Origin of the sequence: uncultured Roseobacter sp. (genome assembly GCF_947496515.1) — a bacterium.
Classification (GTDB): Bacteria; Pseudomonadota; Alphaproteobacteria; order Rhodobacterales; family Rhodobacteraceae; genus Roseobacter.
This window is the reverse complement of the sequence record NZ_CANMDB010000005.1, coordinates 39,428-55,878: the sequence shown is the minus strand read 5'-3', so window position 1 is coordinate 55,878 and position 16,451 is coordinate 39,428. Positions and strand designations below refer to the sequence as shown.

21 protein-coding genes are annotated in these 16,451 nt (G+C 63.8%); 13 read left to right on the top strand and 8 right to left on the bottom strand.

Going from position 1 to position 16,451, the window contains the following annotated elements; translation table 11 throughout:
* The first annotated feature begins 11 nt into the window (after positions 1–11).
* From Q1A53_RS10810 to Q1A53_RS10800, 3 genes are read left to right on the top strand one after another with little or no spacing between them, the layout of a single operon-like run.
* On the top strand, positions 12–1,199 hold the full coding sequence (locus Q1A53_RS10810; protein ID WP_299966218.1) for a GNAT family N-acetyltransferase: 1,188 nt from the start codon (positions 12–14) through the stop codon (positions 1,197–1,199).
* A complete protein-coding gene (locus tag Q1A53_RS10805; protein WP_299966215.1) occupies positions 1,196–1,492 on the top strand; it encodes a 4a-hydroxytetrahydrobiopterin dehydratase in 297 nt (98 codons plus the stop codon). The genes Q1A53_RS10810 and Q1A53_RS10805 overlap by 4 nt, the downstream gene beginning before the upstream one ends.
* A 2-nt stretch (positions 1,493–1,494) precedes the next feature.
* Positions 1,495–2,421: a mechanosensitive ion channel domain-containing protein gene (locus tag Q1A53_RS10800; protein ID WP_299966213.1), complete on the top strand. Its 927-nt coding sequence runs from the start codon at positions 1,495–1,497 to the stop codon at positions 2,419–2,421.
* 17 nt (positions 2,422–2,438) lie between these two features.
* Here the strand turns inward: Q1A53_RS10800 and Q1A53_RS10795 are convergent, their stop codons facing one another.
* Positions 2,439–2,927 (bottom strand): peroxiredoxin, encoded by a 489-nt coding sequence (locus tag Q1A53_RS10795; protein ID WP_299966210.1) that lies wholly within the window; start codon positions 2,925–2,927, stop codon positions 2,439–2,441.
* Between the two features lie 96 nt (positions 2,928–3,023).
* On the opposite strand from Q1A53_RS10795, the gene Q1A53_RS10790 reads away from it, so the two are divergent.
* The 3 genes from Q1A53_RS10790 to Q1A53_RS10780 are packed head-to-tail and all read left to right on the top strand — an operon-like array spanning position 3,024 to position 4,989.
* The gene (locus Q1A53_RS10790) at positions 3,024–4,232 is read left to right on the top strand and encodes an FAD-dependent oxidoreductase (RefSeq protein ID WP_299966207.1); all 1,209 of its coding nucleotides are present in this window, start codon (positions 3,024–3,026) and stop codon (positions 4,230–4,232) included.
* Entirely contained in the window at positions 4,229–4,786 is a 558-nt protein-coding gene (gene rsmD / locus Q1A53_RS10785; RefSeq protein WP_299966205.1) for a 16S rRNA (guanine(966)-N(2))-methyltransferase RsmD, read from the top strand. The genes Q1A53_RS10790 and rsmD overlap by 4 nt, the downstream gene beginning before the upstream one ends.
* A 17-nt stretch (positions 4,787–4,803) precedes the next feature.
* Entirely contained in the window at positions 4,804–4,989 is a 186-nt protein-coding gene (locus Q1A53_RS10780) for a hypothetical protein (protein ID WP_299966203.1), read from the top strand.
* On the opposite strand, the gene map is transcribed toward Q1A53_RS10780, so the two are convergent.
* Entirely contained in the window at positions 4,974–5,792 is an 819-nt protein-coding gene (gene map, locus Q1A53_RS10775; protein WP_299966199.1) for a type I methionyl aminopeptidase, read from the bottom strand. The genes Q1A53_RS10780 and map overlap by 16 nt on opposite strands.
* Positions 5,793–5,858: 66 nt before the next feature.
* The gene (gene sfsA / locus Q1A53_RS10770) at positions 5,859–6,566 is read right to left on the bottom strand and encodes a DNA/RNA nuclease SfsA (RefSeq protein WP_299966197.1); all 708 of its coding nucleotides are present in this window, start codon (positions 6,564–6,566) and stop codon (positions 5,859–5,861) included.
* Between the two features lie 51 nt (positions 6,567–6,617).
* Between sfsA and Q1A53_RS10765 the strand changes: the two genes are divergently transcribed.
* Genes Q1A53_RS10765 through Q1A53_RS10750 form a run of 4 tightly spaced genes read left to right on the top strand, consistent with a single transcriptional unit; the run spans position 6,618 to position 9,580 of the window.
* Complete coding sequence (locus Q1A53_RS10765) at positions 6,618–7,343, top strand: molybdopterin-binding protein (RefSeq protein WP_299966195.1); 726 nt, start codon at positions 6,618–6,620, stop codon at positions 7,341–7,343.
* Positions 7,340–8,074: a GNAT family N-acetyltransferase gene (locus Q1A53_RS10760; protein WP_299966193.1), complete on the top strand. Its 735-nt coding sequence runs from the start codon at positions 7,340–7,342 to the stop codon at positions 8,072–8,074. The genes Q1A53_RS10765 and Q1A53_RS10760 overlap by 4 nt, the downstream gene beginning before the upstream one ends.
* A complete protein-coding gene (locus Q1A53_RS10755; RefSeq protein WP_299966190.1) occupies positions 8,067–8,639 on the top strand; it encodes a peroxidase-related enzyme in 573 nt (190 codons plus the stop codon). The genes Q1A53_RS10760 and Q1A53_RS10755 overlap by 8 nt, the downstream gene beginning before the upstream one ends.
* Positions 8,636–9,580: an OmpA family protein gene (locus Q1A53_RS10750; protein WP_299966187.1), complete on the top strand. Its 945-nt coding sequence runs from the start codon at positions 8,636–8,638 to the stop codon at positions 9,578–9,580. Before Q1A53_RS10755 ends, Q1A53_RS10750 begins: the two co-directional genes overlap by 4 nt.
* Before the next feature lie 11 nt (positions 9,581–9,591).
* Here Q1A53_RS10750 and Q1A53_RS10745 read toward each other — a convergent pair whose 3' ends face one another.
* Positions 9,592–10,497 (bottom strand): LysR family transcriptional regulator, encoded by a 906-nt coding sequence (locus Q1A53_RS10745; RefSeq protein WP_299966185.1) that lies wholly within the window; start codon positions 10,495–10,497, stop codon positions 9,592–9,594.
* Between the two features lie 209 nt (positions 10,498–10,706).
* On the opposite strand from Q1A53_RS10745, the gene Q1A53_RS10740 reads away from it, so the two are divergent.
* Positions 10,707–11,150, top strand: coding sequence for a DUF4399 domain-containing protein (locus Q1A53_RS10740; protein ID WP_299966181.1), 444 nt, complete (start codon positions 10,707–10,709; stop codon positions 11,148–11,150).
* A 6-nt stretch (positions 11,151–11,156) separates the two neighbouring features.
* Here the strand turns inward: Q1A53_RS10740 and Q1A53_RS10735 are convergent, their stop codons facing one another.
* Positions 11,157–13,184: an NADPH-dependent 2,4-dienoyl-CoA reductase gene (locus tag Q1A53_RS10735; protein WP_299966178.1), complete on the bottom strand. Its 2,028-nt coding sequence runs from the start codon at positions 13,182–13,184 to the stop codon at positions 11,157–11,159.
* On the opposite strand from Q1A53_RS10735, the gene Q1A53_RS10730 reads away from it, so the two are divergent.
* Together Q1A53_RS10730 and Q1A53_RS10725 are read left to right on the top strand one after the other, a co-directional pair.
* Positions 13,183–13,737 (top strand): GNAT family N-acetyltransferase, encoded by a 555-nt coding sequence (locus tag Q1A53_RS10730; protein WP_299966176.1) that lies wholly within the window; start codon positions 13,183–13,185, stop codon positions 13,735–13,737. The two genes, Q1A53_RS10735 and Q1A53_RS10730, sit on opposite strands and share 2 nt — an antisense overlap.
* The gene (locus tag Q1A53_RS10725; protein WP_299966174.1) at positions 13,734–14,222 is read left to right on the top strand and encodes an RNA pyrophosphohydrolase; all 489 of its coding nucleotides are present in this window, start codon (positions 13,734–13,736) and stop codon (positions 14,220–14,222) included. The genes Q1A53_RS10730 and Q1A53_RS10725 overlap by 4 nt, the downstream gene beginning before the upstream one ends.
* Here the strand turns inward: Q1A53_RS10725 and Q1A53_RS10720 are convergent.
* From Q1A53_RS10720 to nth, 3 genes are read right to left on the bottom strand one after another with little or no spacing between them, the layout of a single operon-like run.
* Positions 14,219–14,815: a GNAT family N-acetyltransferase gene (locus Q1A53_RS10720; protein WP_299966171.1), complete on the bottom strand. Its 597-nt coding sequence runs from the start codon at positions 14,813–14,815 to the stop codon at positions 14,219–14,221. The genes Q1A53_RS10725 and Q1A53_RS10720 overlap by 4 nt on opposite strands.
* Positions 14,816–14,817: 2 nt before the next feature.
* Complete coding sequence (locus Q1A53_RS10715; RefSeq protein ID WP_299966168.1) at positions 14,818–15,804, bottom strand: adenosine kinase; 987 nt, start codon at positions 15,802–15,804, stop codon at positions 14,818–14,820.
* Positions 15,801–16,445, bottom strand: coding sequence for an endonuclease III (gene nth, locus Q1A53_RS10710; protein ID WP_299966165.1), 645 nt, complete (start codon positions 16,443–16,445; stop codon positions 15,801–15,803). Before nth ends, Q1A53_RS10715 begins: the two co-directional genes overlap by 4 nt.
* Between the last annotated feature and the right edge of the window lie 6 nt (positions 16,446–16,451).

Here is a 16,451-nt window from a genome sequence, read left to right as displayed (position 1 = left end):
AGGCTGTGTCCATGCACCAACATGAAATCGAGATCCGGGTTCTGCCCTCGCTGAGCGAGATCAGCGCCAGCGACTGGGATGCCTGCGCGTGTCCGGAGACGACGTCGGGCGCGCGCCCGAATGATCCTTTCACCACGCACCGCTTTCTGCTGGCGCTCGAACAAAGCGGGTCGGTCGGGACCGGCACTGGTTGGCAGCCGCAGTACCTGACGGCCCATGCCGCAGGCCAGCTGATCGCCGTGGCGCCCATGTACGCGAAATCCCACAGCCAGGGCGAATACATCTTTGATCACAACTGGGCGCATGCGTATGAGCGGGCCGGTGGCCGCTACTATCCCAAGCTTCAGATTGCGGTGCCACACACGCCCGCAACCGGGCGTCGGTTGCTTGTCCGCCCGGGGTTTGAGCAGACAGGCCGCGCCGCCCTGATCCAGGGGGCCGTGCAACTGGCCGAAAGCAACCGGCTGTCCTCGCTGCATCTGACCTTTTGTACCGAGGACGAAGCGCACGCGGGCGAAGATATGGGGCTGATGTTGCGCAAGACCCAGCAGTTTCACTGGTGCAACGATGGTTACGCGGATTTCGATGGCTTCCTGGCCTCGCTCAGCTCGCGCAAGCGCAAGAATATCCGCAAGGAGCGCAGCAAGGCTGACGCCTTTGGCGGGACCATCCACACGTTTACCGGCGATACGCTGGAACCCGAGCATTGGGATGCCTTTTGGACGTTCTATCAGGACACGGGCGCGCGCAAATGGGGAACACCCTATCTGACCCGCGCCTTTTTCGACCATGCGCAGGAGCGGCTGCGCGATGATATGGCACTGGTGATGGCAGAGCGAAACGGGTGCTGGATCGCCGGGGCACTGAACTTTATCGGGGCTCAGGCGTTATACGGCCGCTACTGGGGCTGTACGGAGCATCACCCTTGCCTGCACTTTGAGCTCTGCTACTACCGCGCCATTGATTTTGCGATAGCGCAGGGTCTTTCGAGGGTAGAGGCGGGCGCGCAGGGTGAGCACAAGCTGGCCCGCGGCTACTTGCCGACACCGACCTGGTCGCTGCACTGGGTGCGTGACGCCGGTTTTGCCGACGCCATCGGGACCTATCTGAAGGCGGAGCGGAGCGCGATCGAGGAAGAGATTGAGGTGCTGACGGAATATGGACCCTTCAAACGGGCAGAAGTCGAGGAACAGGAATGACGGAAAAACTGAGCGAAGAAACCCGCGGCCCCCTTTTGCAGCCCCTTCTTGAGGCGGGTTGGGAAATGGTTGAGGATCGCGATGCGCTGAAAAAGACGTTTGTCTTTGACAATTTTGTCGAAGCATTCGGCTGGATGACCAAAGTGGCCATCTGGGCTGAAAAATGGGATCATCATCCCGAGTGGCACAACGTCTACAAGACCGTGGATGTGGTGCTGAGCACCCATGATGTCGACGGGTTGAGCGCGCTGGATGCCAAGCTGGCACGCAAGATGGACGGTTTGGCGGAATAGACATGGAAGAATTGCTACAAACCGAGATCTGGCAGGACAAGACTGTCGCCGATCTGCTGACACTCGATTTCTTGCTGAGTGCTGTCGGATCCATCTCTGCCGCTGTCGGTATCCTGATCATCGGCTGGATCGTCTCTGCCTGGTTGCAGCGGCGGGTTCAGAACCTCGGGCGGCGTCACCGGCATCTGGACGACACGCTCTTTGACTTTCTGTCCTCGATCATCCGCTACGTGGTGCTGGGCTTTACGGTTCTCTTCGTGCTCAACACCTTCGGCGTGCGGACAACCTCTGTCGTCGCTGTCATCGGTGCGGCTGGTCTTGCCATCGGTCTGGCGTTGCAAGGCACCTTGTCCAACGTGGCGGCAGGGGTGATGCTGATCCTGTTCCGGCCCATCAAACTGGGCGATTTCGTCGAGGTAGGCGGTGAGATGGGCACGATCAAGGCGATCACGCTCAACTTCACCGAGCTTGCGGATCTGAGCAACGTGCAGGTGATCATCCCCAATTCAGAGGTCTGGGGGAATGTGATCACCAATTACTCGGCCAACAACAAGCGCCGTGCGGAATGGACCTTTGGCGTCGGATACGGGGTGAACCTGGGCGAGGCGCAACGGATCATCCTGGACACCATTATGGCGGACCCCCGCTCTGATGCGGAGCCGGAGCCGTTCATACAGGTCAACAATCTGGGCGACAGCTCGGTTGATTTTCTGGTGCGGGTCTGGGTCGATGCAGCGGAGTACTTCGCCTACCAGGCCGACATGAAACGCGCGGTGAAAGAAGCGCTGGATGCAGGCGGGATCGACATTCCCTTCCCGACGCGGACCATCATGCGCACATCCAGCGAGGACGATCCCGAGCATGGCACCAGCAATGGTGCCGCGCGTCAGGGGTTCGACGGCGAAGAGGACAACCGGGATCAGGCCTGATCCCGGCCGCACCGGCTCTACATATTGGCGAGCAACGCCTCGCCTGCAGACACTTCACACATTCCGGGATTTTCCTCCGGTTGGAAGAGCGTGACTTTTCCGTCTTCGACCAGCATGGCATAGCGTTTGGAGCGCCCGATGAGCCCGGCGGGCGGCGCGTCGAAATCCATGCCGATGGACTTGGTAAAGGCGCTTTCGGGATCGCCCAGCATCGTGATCCCGGCGGCTGTCGCCCCGGTCGCCTCGCCCCAGGCATTCATCACGAAAGGATCATTGACGGCGATGCAGATGATCTCATCCACACCCTTGCCGTCGAACTGGTCCTTGGTGCGCATAAAGCTGGGCACATGCGCCGAATGGCAGACGCCGGTGTAGGCGCCGGGTACGGCAAAGATGACGACCTTGCGGCCCTTGGTCTTTTCCGCCAGCGAGACCGGTGCGGGGCCATCGTCGCCCAGTTGAACCAGTGTCGCGTCGGGAAGGTGATCGCCCTGTGAGATCGTCATGTGATACGCCTTTCTTTCAATTGCGCTTTTTACTGTCTTGGATATAGGGTGCGGCCTTGGGCGATACTAGATGATTTCAGTGGGGTAAGGGGCGCTATGCGGCATATCATCGTGATCGGCGCAGGGCAGGCGGGGGCCAGTTGTGTGGCGCGGTTGCGCAGCGCGGGCTGCACGGACCGGATCACCCTGATCGGCGAAGAGCCGCAGCCGCCCTACCAGCGTCCGCCGCTTTCCAAGGCCTATCTGATGGGTGAAATGGCGTTGGAGCGTCTCTACCTGCGGCCCGTCTCCTATTATGCGGATGAGGACATCACCCTGCGCACCGGCGCCTGGGTCAGCGCGATTGATCCCGCCGCGCGGACGGTCATCCTGGAGGATGAGGTCTTGAGCTATGACGCGCTGGTGCTCGCGACAGGCTCGGTGCCGCACCGCCTGCCGACGGCCATGGGCGGTGATCTGCGCGGCGTTTTTGCGGTACGCACTCTGGCTGATGTGGATGCCATGGCACCGCTGATGACGGCGGACAAGCGCGTGATGATCGTGGGGGGCGGATACATCGGGTTGGAGGCGGCGGCGGTCGCGGTGAAACTGGGCCTGCAGGTCACACTGGTGGAGATGGCTGACAGGATCCTCCAGCGGGTGGCCGCGCCCGAGACAAGCGCGTATTTCCGTGCGTTGCATGGCGCCCACGGCGTCGATCTCCGCGAAAGGGTCGGCGTCAAACGATTGACCGGTGATGGTGCTGTGAGCGGTGCGGAGCTGACCGACGGAACCGTGCTTGATGTGGATCTGGTGATCGCAGGGGTGGGCATCGCACCCGCGACAGCCTTGGCGGAACAGGCCGGGCTTGCAATCGACAACGGCATCGCGGTGGATGCACGGGGGCAGACCTCCGATCCCCATATCTGGGCGGCGGGGGATTGCACCTCGTTTCCCTACCGCGACGCCCGTATCCGGTTGGAGAGCGTGCCTAACGCCATTGATCAGGCCGAAGTCGTGGCGGACAATCTGATGGACGCGGGCAAGGACTATGTGGCCAAGCCGTGGTTCTGGTCGGATCAGTACGACGTGAAGCTGCAGATTGCAGGTCTGAACACGGGCTACGCCGATGTTGTCACCCGGCAGGGGCCGGGCCGCACTGCCTCTTTCTGGTACTACCGGGGCGAGGCGTTGCTGGCCGTGGACGCGATGAACGATCCGCGTGCCTATATGATCGGCAAGCGCCTCATCGAGGCAGGCCGCACCGCCGACCGGACCGTGGTTGCGGATTCGGGGGCAGAGCTCAAGGCGTTGCTGACCGCGTGAGGATCATCGCCGGAGAGCATCGCGGGGTGAGCCTCGCGCCATTGGGCAAGGGCGATCACGGCGCCCACCTGCGCCCTACGTCCGACCGGGTCCGCGAGAGCCTCTTCAGCGTGCTGACCCATCTGGGCGTGACGGACGGTGCCCGGGTGCTGGATCTATTTGCGGGCACGGGTGCTTTGGGGCTGGAGGCGTTGTCGCGCGGGGCGGCCCATGCCACATTTGTGGACAACGGCCGGACAGCGCTTGGGCTTCTGCGTCAGAACATCGCCAAGCTGCGCGTCGCGGATCGAAGTACCATTGTCGCGCGGGATGCCCGTCGCCTCCCTGTCCGCGAGGGTCCTCCCGCTGGGCTGATCTTCCTTGATCCGCCCTATGGCAAAGAGATGGGCGAGGCGGCGCTGGCGACAGCAGGCCAAAGCGGCTGGCTGGCGTCGGGTGCACTGATTGTCTGGGAAGAGGCCGCGCCCATGCCAGCGCCCCCCGGTTTCGATCTGGTGGATCAGCGGCGCTACGGCGATACGCAAATCACCTTTCTGTCGAAAGCGGATGCTTGATCTGATAGGGATCAGATATGCTCAGCATCGCGTTGCCTCCGTTCTGCGCTCAGATCTCCAGTGACGCCACCGGGGCGAAACCGCGACCGCGCCCGTCCACACTGGTATTCATCAGTGACACTGTGCAGCCATGGGGCGCGGAGACGCTCTTGCTGGCGGTGCTGCGGCGCGATGCCGCCGAGCAAGATCAGCCGTTCGAGTAGGTCGGGTGGAACAACCCGCCGGGCGACAGGGTAAAAATCTCCGCCCCCGTTTCGGTCACACCGATGGAATGCTCGAACTGGGCCGAGAGTGACTTGTCCCGGGTTACGGCCGTCCAGTCATCCGACAGGGTCTTGGTCTCCGGCCGCCCGAGGTTCACCATCGGCTCGATGGTAAAGAACATCCCCTCTTCCAGCACGGCACCGGTCCCGGGCCGACCGTAGTGCAGTACATTGGGGGGCGCGTGGAACACCCGGCCCAGCCCGTGGCCGCAGAAATCCCGCACCACCGACATGCGTTGGCCCTCGACGAAGGACTGGATCGCATGGCCGATGTCGCCAAAGGTGTTGCCGGGTTTTACCGCATCAATCCCGCGCATCAGCGCGTCGTGTGTCACCTGGATAAGGCGTTCCGCCTTTCGCGGCAGCTTGCCCGCCACATACATCCGACTGCTGTCGCCGAACCAGCCGTCCACGATGGTGGTCACGTCGATGTTCAGGATATCGCCGTCTTTCAGCACCTTGTCGCCCGGGATCCCGTGGCAGACGACGTGATTGACGGAAATGCAACTGGCGTGCTGATAGCCCTTGTAGCCGATGGTGGCCGAGGTCGCCCCGGCGTCCTCGACCATCTCGGTGATGGCCTTGTCGATGGCAGCGGTTGTCTGGCCGACAAAGACCAGCCCGGCGATATCGTCCAGAATACGCGCGGTCAGCGCGCCTGCGGCGTGCATGCCGTCAAAATCGGCCTTTTCGTAAATCCGTATGCCGTCTTTGGTGTGGCGGCCCCGAAGATCCTCGTTCACGCGGATGCTCCATTGCGAGTGTTTCAAGCGGTTTAACGTCAAAAAGACCCAAGAGCCAGTGCGCCCTCAGATCTCGACTTGCAAGGGATCCGCGATGTCGACCCCTTGGGGCGTAATATCGGTCCCGTAGCACAGAGTTTCAACGCCAGCCGCGCGCGCGGCGCGAAATGCCGCAGCGTAGGCGGTGTCGATATCGGCGGCGATGGTAAAGCGGGCGGCATCGGTGCGTTGCACCAGATACAGCATGACCGCGCGTGCGTCCGATTGCGCGACCTCGGCCAGTTCCTGCAGGTGCTTGGTCCCGCGCGCGGTCACGCTGTCGGGAAACTCCGCCAGCCCGGGTTTGCGCGACAGGGTGACGCTTTTGACCTCGACGTAGACATCGGGCAGCCCCGGTGCGCTCAGCAGAAAGTCGATGCGGCTGCCCGTGCCATAGCGCACCTCGGGCCGCACGGTGCTGTAACCGGCAAAGGGGCTCAGCGCGCGGGCCTCAAGTGCTGCCTTCAGCGCCTTGTTGGGCACGCCCGTATCCACGCCGGTGAAATGACCGCTCGCGTGCTCGACCAGCCGCCAGCCGTACTTCAGCTTCTTTTTGGGATCATCATTCGGCTCCAGCCAGATGCGCGTGCCCGGCTCCGCCAGCCCCATCATGGAGCCGGGGTTGGCGCAGTGTGCGGTGACCTCCTGCCCGCCGGCCTCCAGCACGCAGTCTGCCAGAAAGCGTTTGTAGCGGCGGGTCAATCGGGCGGGCACAAGTTCGGTTTGAAAGCGCATGAGGCAGCGTCTATACCCGGCACCATCCCTCAGGCAAGGAGTGCCGTGCCCATGCCCAACCCAACCGCTGCCATGCTCGTCATCGGTGATGAGATCCTGTCGGGCCGCACGCGCGATGCCAATATGTACCATCTGGCGGGCAAGCTGACGGCGGCGGGGATCGACCTGCGCGAGGTCAGGGTGGTGAGCGATGACCGCGAGGCCATCATTGCAGCGGTCAAGGCACTGTCGGAGACGGTTGATCACGTCTTTACCAGCGGTGGCATCGGGCCGACCCACGATGACATCACCGCCGATTGCATTGCTGCGGCTTTCGGTGCCCACATCGACGTGCGCGCCGATGCCCGTGCGATCCTGGCGGCGCATTACGCCAAGACCGGCACCGAGATGAACGCGGCCCGGTTGCGCATGGCGCGGATCCCGGACGGGGCAGAGTTGATCGACAACCCGGTTTCGGCCGCCCCCGGCTTTACGCTTGGCAATGTGCACGTGATGGCGGGGGTGCCCGCGATCTTTCAGGCGATGGTCGAAAGTGTGCTGGCCGGGCTGTCCGGTGGCGCGCCGTTGGTGTCGGAGACGCTGCGCATCGACAGGGGAGAAGGAGACATCGCGGGGCCGCTGGGCGCGCTGGCGGCGGAGTTTCCGACGCTCAGCATGGGATCCTACCCGTTCCAGCAACCCGACGGGCGCTTTGGCGCGAATGTGGTGATCCGCGGCACCGACGGGGCGCTGGTGCGGGAAGTCCGGGCGCGTCTGGCGGATGTGTTTGCCGCGTGAGCGGGGCCGACTATTTTGCCGCCGTTGATGCAACCTGGCCCGCGGCTGAACGGCGCACGGTGGGGCCTTGGGTGCTGCGCGCAGGCCAGGGCGGTGGCAAGCGTGTCTCTGCGGCCACGGCACAGGACGCGACCGCACTGGATCACATCGAGGACGCCGAGGCAGGCATGCGGTCATTCGGTCAGGCGCCGCTTTTCATGTTGCGCCCGGGCGAGGAGGCGCTGGATGCAGAACTGGCCCGGCGGGGTTACGGGATCGTTGACCCGACGGTACTGCTGTGTACGCCCGTTGCCCGTCTGACGGACACGCCCGTGCCGCGGGTCACGGCCTTTTGCATCTGGGAGCCGCTGGCCATCATGGAGGAGATCTGGGCCGCCGGTGGGATCGGACCTGCGCGTCTGGCCGTCATGGAGCGTGCCGCCCAAAAGACGGGAATCCTCGCGCGCTGGAACGAAAAACCCGCAGGTGCTGCCTTTGTCGCCATGTCAGGCGACGTTGGGGTGGTGCACGCAGTCGAGATCCTGCCTCACCAACGCCGTCAGGGTGTTGCAGGATGGGTCATGCGGGCCGCGGCCTTCTGGGCGGCCAAGCAGGGCGCTGCCGAGATGATGGTGCTGTGCACCCGCGCCAATGCAGCGGCGCTTGCGCTCTATTCCTCTCTGGGTTTTGAAGAAGTGGGCCACTACCATTACCGCCTGAACCCCGCGCGAAAGACCGAACCACATGGCTGATCCCACCCTGCCCACAGCGCTCGACCTGCCGATGGTCGACCCTCTGCCTGCACCCACGCAGAAATACTTCGACGTCTGTCAGGACAAGCTGGGGATGATCCCCAACGTTTTGCGGGCCTATGCCTTTGACATCGACAAGCTTGATGCCTTCACCGGCATGTACAACGATCTGATGCTGGCGCCGTCGGGCCTGAGCAAGCTGGAGCGGGAGATGATCGCGGTTGTCGTCTCCTCTATCAACCGGTGCTTTTACTGTCTTGTGGCCCATGGCGCGGCAGTGCGCGCCATGTCGGGGGATCCCGCTCTGGGCGAGGCGCTGGTGATGAACTACCGCGTGGCCAACCTGGACACACGGCAGCGCGCGATGCTCGATTTTGCGGCGCTGATGACGACGGCGAGCGCCACAATCGAGGAGGCGCATCGCGAGACCCTGCGCGCGGCGGGTTTCAGCGACCGAGACATTTGGGACATCGCGAATGTGGCCGGGTTCTTCAACATGACCAACCGTGTGGCCAGTGCGACGTCGATGCAGCCCAATGACGACTATCACGCTCAGGCCCGATGAGGTCCGCGCGCGTCTGGGCGACGATTGCCGCCTGTTGCTTGGGCGCGGCCGTTCAGGCGGTGGACCTGAGCCTGCCCGAGGGGGCCCGGATGACGGTGGGACGGGCCACGTCGCCAGACAGTTTTGCCGCCCCCGTGGCCGGGTTCGATGGCGCGACGGTGCCTTCCCAGACACTGGAAGGGTCCGTTAACCGGCAGGCCTGGCGGATCGAGACGGGTGGCATGACATCCTTGCAGGCAATGGCCCCCTTGCGGGCGCAGCTGGAAGCGCGGGGCTTTGAGATCGCCTTTGAATGTAGCGATACGGCCTGCGGTGGCTTTGATTTCCGCTTTGCGGTCGAGGTGCTGCCGAGCCCGAACATGTACGTCAATATCGGCGCTTTTCGCTATCTGACCGCGTTCAAGGGACCGCGAGACGCGCCGGAGGAGGCCGTGACGATCCTCGCCAGTGTCACCGGTTCTTCGGCCTATGTGCAGGTGATCCACGCCCGGACCGGCCCTGTCGCAGCACCCGTTACCCGCCCTGCGCAGACGCCTGAGCCACCGGCGGCTACGACACCGGATGGTGTCGATATGACACCGTTGCTGAATGAGGGCGCTGTCGTGCTGAGCGATCTGGACTTTGACACCGGATCCTCGTCACTCGGGCCGGGTCCCTTCGCCTCGCTGGAGCGGTTGGCGGCCCTGCTTTCGGAGCGTCCTGAACTGCGCATCGCTCTGGTGGGCCATACGGATACGGTCGGCGGTCTCGCACCCAACATCGCGCTGTCGCGGGACAGGGCGCGGTCGGTACGCGCGCGCCTGATCGAGCAGTATCTGGTCGCCGCAGACCGTCTGGATGCCGAAGGGATGGGCTACCTGGCCCCCATTGCGACCAACAGCACAGCGGAAGGCCGCGACCGCAACAGGCGGGTCGAGGCGGTCCTGCTGGAGGGTGGCTGAGCGTCTCGAAGCTACCAGTCTGATGGGCCCTTGTCGGCGAAGGCGTGCACCAGGAAATCGATGAAGGCGCGCACCTTGGGCTGCGTAAACCGGCCCGGCGGGTAGACCGCGTAGATGCCTTGCGTGTCGAGCGGCAGATCGGGGATCGCGTCCACCACCGACCCCGAGGCCAGCGCATCGGCGTAGAGAAAGCTGGGCAGATAGGCGATGCCCAGACCGGAGATGGCCGCGTTCAACAACGACTGCCCGTCATTCACGCTGAGCCAGCCAGCGGTGCGCACCTGTCGTTTCTCCCCCGACGGCGCAGTCAGTTTCCAGACATTGCCCGAGGCCTCGTTGGTGTAATGCAGCAGCTTGTGCTGGTTCAGGTCGTCGATCTTTTCGGGACGCCCGTATTTTTCAAAGTAGCCGGGGCTCGCGATCATCCGCATGTTCGTCTCGGTCAGCTTGCGGGCGCGCAGGCTGCTGTCTTCCAATTCACCGATGCGCAAGGCCAGATCGAACCCTTCTGAAATCAGCTCCACATAGCGGTTGCTGAGCTCCATGTTGACCGTGATCTCCGGGAAATCCGCGAGGAACTCGCTCAGCACAGGAGAGAGGTGATTGACGCCAAAGTCCGTCGCCGCAGAGATCCGCAGCACGCCGGTGGGTGTGCCCTGCATGGCAGTGACCAGCGCATCCGCCTCGCCCGCGTCATTCAGCACCCGGCGCGCGCGGTCATAATAGGCGAGACCGATCTCCGTAGGGCTGACCCGGCGCGTCGTGCGATTCAGAAGCCGTGCGCCCAGCCGTTGCTCCAACGAGGAGACATGCTTGGACACTGCGGATTTGGAGATCCCCAGCTTGCGCGCCGCGTCGGTAAAGCCGCCCTGATCCACGACCGTGGCGAAGGCTTCCATTTCACTCAGGCGGTCCATTGCCAACCCTTTCTATGCTCTATGTGGACCGGTATACGGGGGAATTGCGGCAAAAACGGGGCAAGTGTGAGACAGTATCGCGGTTTCAACAAAGATCGTTCGACCTCAGGAAACACTGATCCTCTTTCTTTTCGGTTAAAACCCGACCTTGCGCCCTGGCCCACCGCAAGCCGATAATGGTGCATGTGAATGCAAAGGGAGAAGCAAAAATGAAACGTCTTATCGCAGCCATAGCCGCCGGGACACTGGCCGCCAGCGCCGCATTTGCCGGGGGAGAAACGCCGTCCAACCCGGACGCGGAGGTTTATTTCGTCAATCTGAAGGATGGGGATACCGTGTCCTCTCCGGTCACCATCGTCTTTGGCCTGCGGGGTATGGGGATTGCGCCCGCGGGTGCCGAGTGGGACATGACCGGCCACCACCATCTGGTCATGAACCGTGCGCCCTTCGGAGAGGGCGAGGCCGGTGACGCGGAGCTGTCAGAGCCTATTCCCGCCGATGAGAACCACAAACACTTCGGCGGCGGTCAGACCGAGACAACGATGGAGTTGCCCGCAGGCGAGAATACCCTGCAACTGGTGCTGGGAGACTGGTCGCATGTTCCCCACAGCGATCCGATCATGTCCGAGGTGATCACGATTACCGTGGAATAGCCGCGCTCAAAGCGTAGCGGCCAGGCGCGTCCCCTGATCAATGGCGCGCTTGGCGTCCAGCTCTGCAGCCACATCTGCACCGCCGATCACATGGCAGGGGATGCCCTGTGCCTCCAGCGCATCGGCGAGGCTGCGCTCGGGCAGCTGACCGGCGCAGAGCACGATGGTATCGGCTTCGATCAGGCGCGGGTTCTCGCGGGCCTCACCGTCGGACACCAGGATACCACCTGTCTCGATCCGCTCGTAAGTGACGCCACCGATCATCTTGACGTCCTTCATCTTGAGCGCGGCGCGATGGATCCATCCGGTGGTTTTGCCCAGCCGTTTGCCGGGCTTTTCGGCCTTGCGTTGCAGCAGCGTGACCTCGCGGGCTGGCGCATGGGGTTGTGGTCCTTCGGGGGCAAGACCCGCGCGATGCTCTGCCGGGTCTGCAACACCCCATTCGCGCATCCAGTCGGGCAGGCTTTCCGTGGGGCTCGTCCCTTCGTGCACGAGGTATTCGGCCACATCGAACCCGATCCCGCCCGCGCCGACGATGGCCACGCGCTTGCCCACCTGCGCCTTGCCGCGCAGCACGTCGATGTAGCTGAGCACATGGGGCGCGTCCTGGCCGGGGATCTGCGGATCACGTGGCATCACGCCGGTGGCGATGATGACCGCGTCGAAGCCCGCCAGATCCGGCGCCGTGGCGTCCTGCCCCAGCCGCAAGGCGATGTCGAGATCGGCGACCCGGGTGCGGTACCAATCGACAAGGCCCCAGAATTCCTCCTTGCCGGGCACCTGTTTGGCCATGTTGAGCTGGCCGCCGATCTCCTCGGCCCGGTCAAAGAGGGTGACGCGATGCCCGCGCTCTGCCGCCGTCATGGCCGCCGACAGCCCGGCGGGGCCAGCTCCGACCACGGCGATGGATTGTGACGTTTCCGCCGGGGTGATGCGCAACTCCGTCTCGTGGCAGGCGCGCGGGTTGACGAGGCAGCTTGAGATCTTGCCGCTGAAGGTGTGATCGAGGCAGGCCTGATTGCAGGCGATGCAGGGCGCGATATGGGCCGATTTGCCCGTTGCCGCCTTGGCCACGAAATCCGCATCCGCGAGCATCGGCCGCGCCATGGATACCATGTCTGCGCAGCCGTCTGCGAGCAGCTCTTCGGCGACCTCCGGCGTGTTGATCCGGTTGGAGGTGATCAGCGGGATGCCCACCTTGCCCATCAGCTTTTGCGTGACCCAGGCAAAGGCTGCGCGTGGCACAGAGGTGGCGATGGTGGGAATGCGCGCCTCGTGCCAGCCGATGCCGGTGTTGAGGAGCGTGGCGCCTGCAGCCTCCACCGCCTGCGCCAGTTGCACGACCTCGGCGTGGGTGGAGCCGTTCGGCACCAGGTCAATCATGCTGAGCCGGTAGATCAGGATGAAATCCTCGCCCACCGCCGCACGCACCCGGCGCACCACCTCGACCGGTAGCCGCATGCGGTTCTCGTAAGAGCCGCCCCATTCGTCCTCGCGCTTGTTGGTATGGGTGACGAGGAACTGGTTGAGGAAATACCCCTCCGATCCCATGATCTCCACCCCGTCATAGCCCGCCTCGCGCGCCCGCTGAGCGCAGGTCACGATGTCCACGATCTGCTTTTCAATACCATCGGCGTCCAGCACGGTGGGGGCGAAAGGCGAAATGGGGGATTTGATGGCGGAGGGTGCCACGCATTTCGGCCCGTAGGCATAGCGGCCCGCATGCAGGATCTGCATCGCGATTTTGCCGCCGTCTGCGTGCACAGCGCGGGTGATCACACTGTGGTTTGCCACATCTTCACCGCTCACCATCATGGCCGCCCCGGGCAGCACGGACCCCTCAAGGTTCGGCCCGATCCCACCGGTGACCATCAATGCTACGTCGCCGCGGGCGCGCGCGGCGTAGAATTCCGCGACCCGGTTCCAGTCCTTCGTCTCTTCCAGCCCGGTGTGCATCGAACCCATGAGCACGCGGTTCTTCAGCGTGGTGAACCCCAGATCGAGCGGTGCGAGCAGATGTGGATAATCGGTCATGGCAAACCCTCCCCCGGGATGTAACTGGCACGAGATCACATTTTCACATATCCGCTGTCACGTCGAACGCGGCGTCACCTGTGTGGAGAAGATCATGATCAGATGGGCGACACCCGGCGATGCAGACGCTCTGGGCGCGGTTTTCTACGCCGCGGTCCGCCAGGGCCCAAGCCGATACACCGAAGCCCAGCGGGCCGCCTGGCTGGACCATCGGCCCAAGGGCTTGCAGTGGTCCGAGCGTCTGGCGCCGCTGCAGGTCGCTGTGGCCGGGGTCGGTGGCAAGGCGGTGGGGTTCATGACGATCGAGCCGGGGGGCTACATCGACCTTGCGTTTGTCCGTCCCGATCATCAGGGCCGCGGGCTCTTTCGCCAGCTTTTTGAGCGGGTCGAGGACTGGGCGCTGCACAGGCGGGAGCCGCGGCTCCGGACCCACGCGAGCCTCATGGCCGAACCGGCCTTTCGGGCGGCGGGGTTTTTGGGTATCCATCGCGAGAGAGTGGTGCGTAACGGCGAAACCCTCGCCCGCGCGTGGATGGAGAAGACGCTGAGATGAGCCCCGAAGAGATTGCAAAGCTGCCCTATCGCCCCTGTGTGGGTGTCATGCTGGTGAACGGCAGGGGCGAGGTTTTCGTGGGCCAGCGCCGCGACAGCCCCGTATCGACACCCGCCTGGCAGATGCCGCAGGGCGGGATCGACAAGGGAGAGGAGCCACGTGATGCGGCCCTGCGCGAGCTGCGCGAGGAAACCGGGGTCACGCCCGATCTGGTCAGCGTCGTGGCCGAAAGCGCGCAGTGGCTGCCCTATGAGCTACCCCATGATCTGGTGCCCAAGCTGTGGAAGGGCCGCTTTCGCGGACAAAAGCAGAAATGGTTCATGATGCGCTTTGAGGGCCGCGACGATCAGATCGACATCGAGACCGAAGAGCCCGAGTTCGCCGAATGGCGCTGGCTGGCAGCAGATGCGCTGGTGGAGAACATCGTGCCTTTCAAGCGGCACGTCTATGAGGCCGTGCTGGCGGAGTTCGACGCGCAGCTTTAGGGTCGGATCAGCGGCACGCGTGGCCCGGCGGTCTCGGGCAAAATGCCCAGCAGCCGCGGATCGTCCGCGATCTGGATGGCCTGCTTGACCGGTGTGAACCCCATATGCCGGTAGAACCCGAGCGCCTGCGGGCTGTCGATGGTGCAGGTGCTCAGATGAAACCGGGAAATCGGCTTGCTCCAGGCCCGGTCAATGGCCGCGTTGATCAAGTAGCGGCCTGCGCCGGTGCCGATCAGCTCGGGTGCGAGAGCGAAATACTGGAGCTCGCATGCGCTCTTTTCGTTGAAATCCAGCTCCATCAGAGCAAGATCCCTGCCGTCGCGCGACAGGGTATAGACCTCGACACCCGGGTCGGTCAGCACAGTCTGAAGCGCGTCGTCGTCCAGCAACAACCGTCCGTACCAGAGCCACTCAAGCCCGCCCACGCGCGTGAAGATCTCCCGGTACCAGGCCAGATCGGGCGTGACCCGCCGGAATGTCACTCCCTCTGGTAGCGTGCTGTCCTTGGTCGGCACCTTGGACGTCATCTCAAGGTAGGTGACCACGACCGGCACCTTTCCGGGGGGGACGTCGTGAAAGCCGTCTTTGAGCACGGTCAGACGAGGCCCTCTTTCTGGAAGGTCTTCATCATGTCGGACTGCGGGCGCGGGCCCACATGCCCGATCACCTCTGCCGCGCAAAGGTTGCCCATGCGCGCGCAGGTCTCCTTGTCGCGCCCCGTGGCCAGACCGTAGAGGAACCCGGCGGCGAACTGATCGCCGGCACCGGTGGCATCGACGGGCGTGATCCGCGCCACCGGCACGTCATGGCGCGCGCCATCCGCAATGATCGTCACCCCGTCGCCCGAGCGGGTGCACACGACCAGCGGGCAGATCTCGGCGGTCTTGGCCAGCGCGGTTTCCAGATCCGTCTGGTAGAGCGATTCAATCTCGTGGTGGTTGCCAATGACGTAGTCCAGATCGTGCTCGATCAGCGACAGAAAATCCGCGCGATGCCGTTCGACGCAGAAAGGATCCGAGATGGCGATGCCCGCGATGCCGCCGCCCGCCTTGGTCGCGCGCGCTGCTTCACGAAAGGCGGTTTTGCCCGCGTCGTGGTCAAAGAGATACCCCTCCAGGAACATGATCCGCGCGTTGCCTGAGACCGCGGGGGGCACATCGGCAGAGGTGAGCCCGGTAGAGATGCCCAGAAAGGTGTTCATGGACCGTTCGCCGTCCGGGGCCACAAAGATCATCGAGCGTGAGGTGGGCACGTCCGCGCCCGGCACCGGCGGGTTGACGAAATCGATGCCATTGTCGGTCATGGCACTGGCGTAGAACCGCCCCAGGGCATCGTCCCGCACCCGCCCGATAAAGGCCGTCTGCAACCCGAGCGCCCCCACACCCGCGACCGTATTGGCCACGGCCCCGCCGGGGGTCTGCAACCGGTCGTTCATGGCACCGTAGAGTTTCTCGGAGCGGTCCTGATCGACCAGCTGCATGATGCCTTTCTCGATGCCCATGAGGTCGAGAAAGCTGTCATCGGCATGGGTGATCACATCGACAACGGCATTGCCGATGCCGACCAGCTGGTAGTTTTTCATTGGGTCTTTTCCTCGTAGGGACAGAGATCGCGGATGATACAGGTCGGGCAGAGCGGCTTGCGCGCCTTGCAATGATAGCGCCCGTGCAGGATCATCCAGTGGTGCGCATGGAGCTGGAAATCAGCCGGTATGTGGTCTTCGATGGCACGCTCGACCGCCTCGACCGTCTTGCCAGGCGCGATGCCGGTGCGGTTGCCGAGGCGAAAGATATGTGTATCGACCGCCTGTGCGGGGTACTGCCACCACATGTTCAGCACCACATTGGCCGTCTTGCGACCCACCCCGGGCAGCCCTTGGAGCGCGGCGCGGCTGTTGGGCACCTCGCCGCCGTAGTCATCGACCAGGATCTGGCTGAGCTTCATGACGTTCTTGGCCTTTTGCCGAAAGAGCCCGATGGTCTTGATGTGCCCGGTCAGCCCGTCGAGTCCAAGATCGAGCATCTTTTGCGGCGTATCGGCGATCTGGAAGAGCGCCCGCGTGGCCTTGTTGACCCCCGCATCCGTGGCCTGCGCGCTGAGGGCCACGGCGACCACGAGCGTATAGACGTTCACGTGCTCCAGCTCGCCCTTGGGCTCCGGGTCGGCCTCTTGAAAGCGGGAAAAGATCTCGCGGATGGTATGATAGCCAAGCTGCTTTGCCATTGCGCC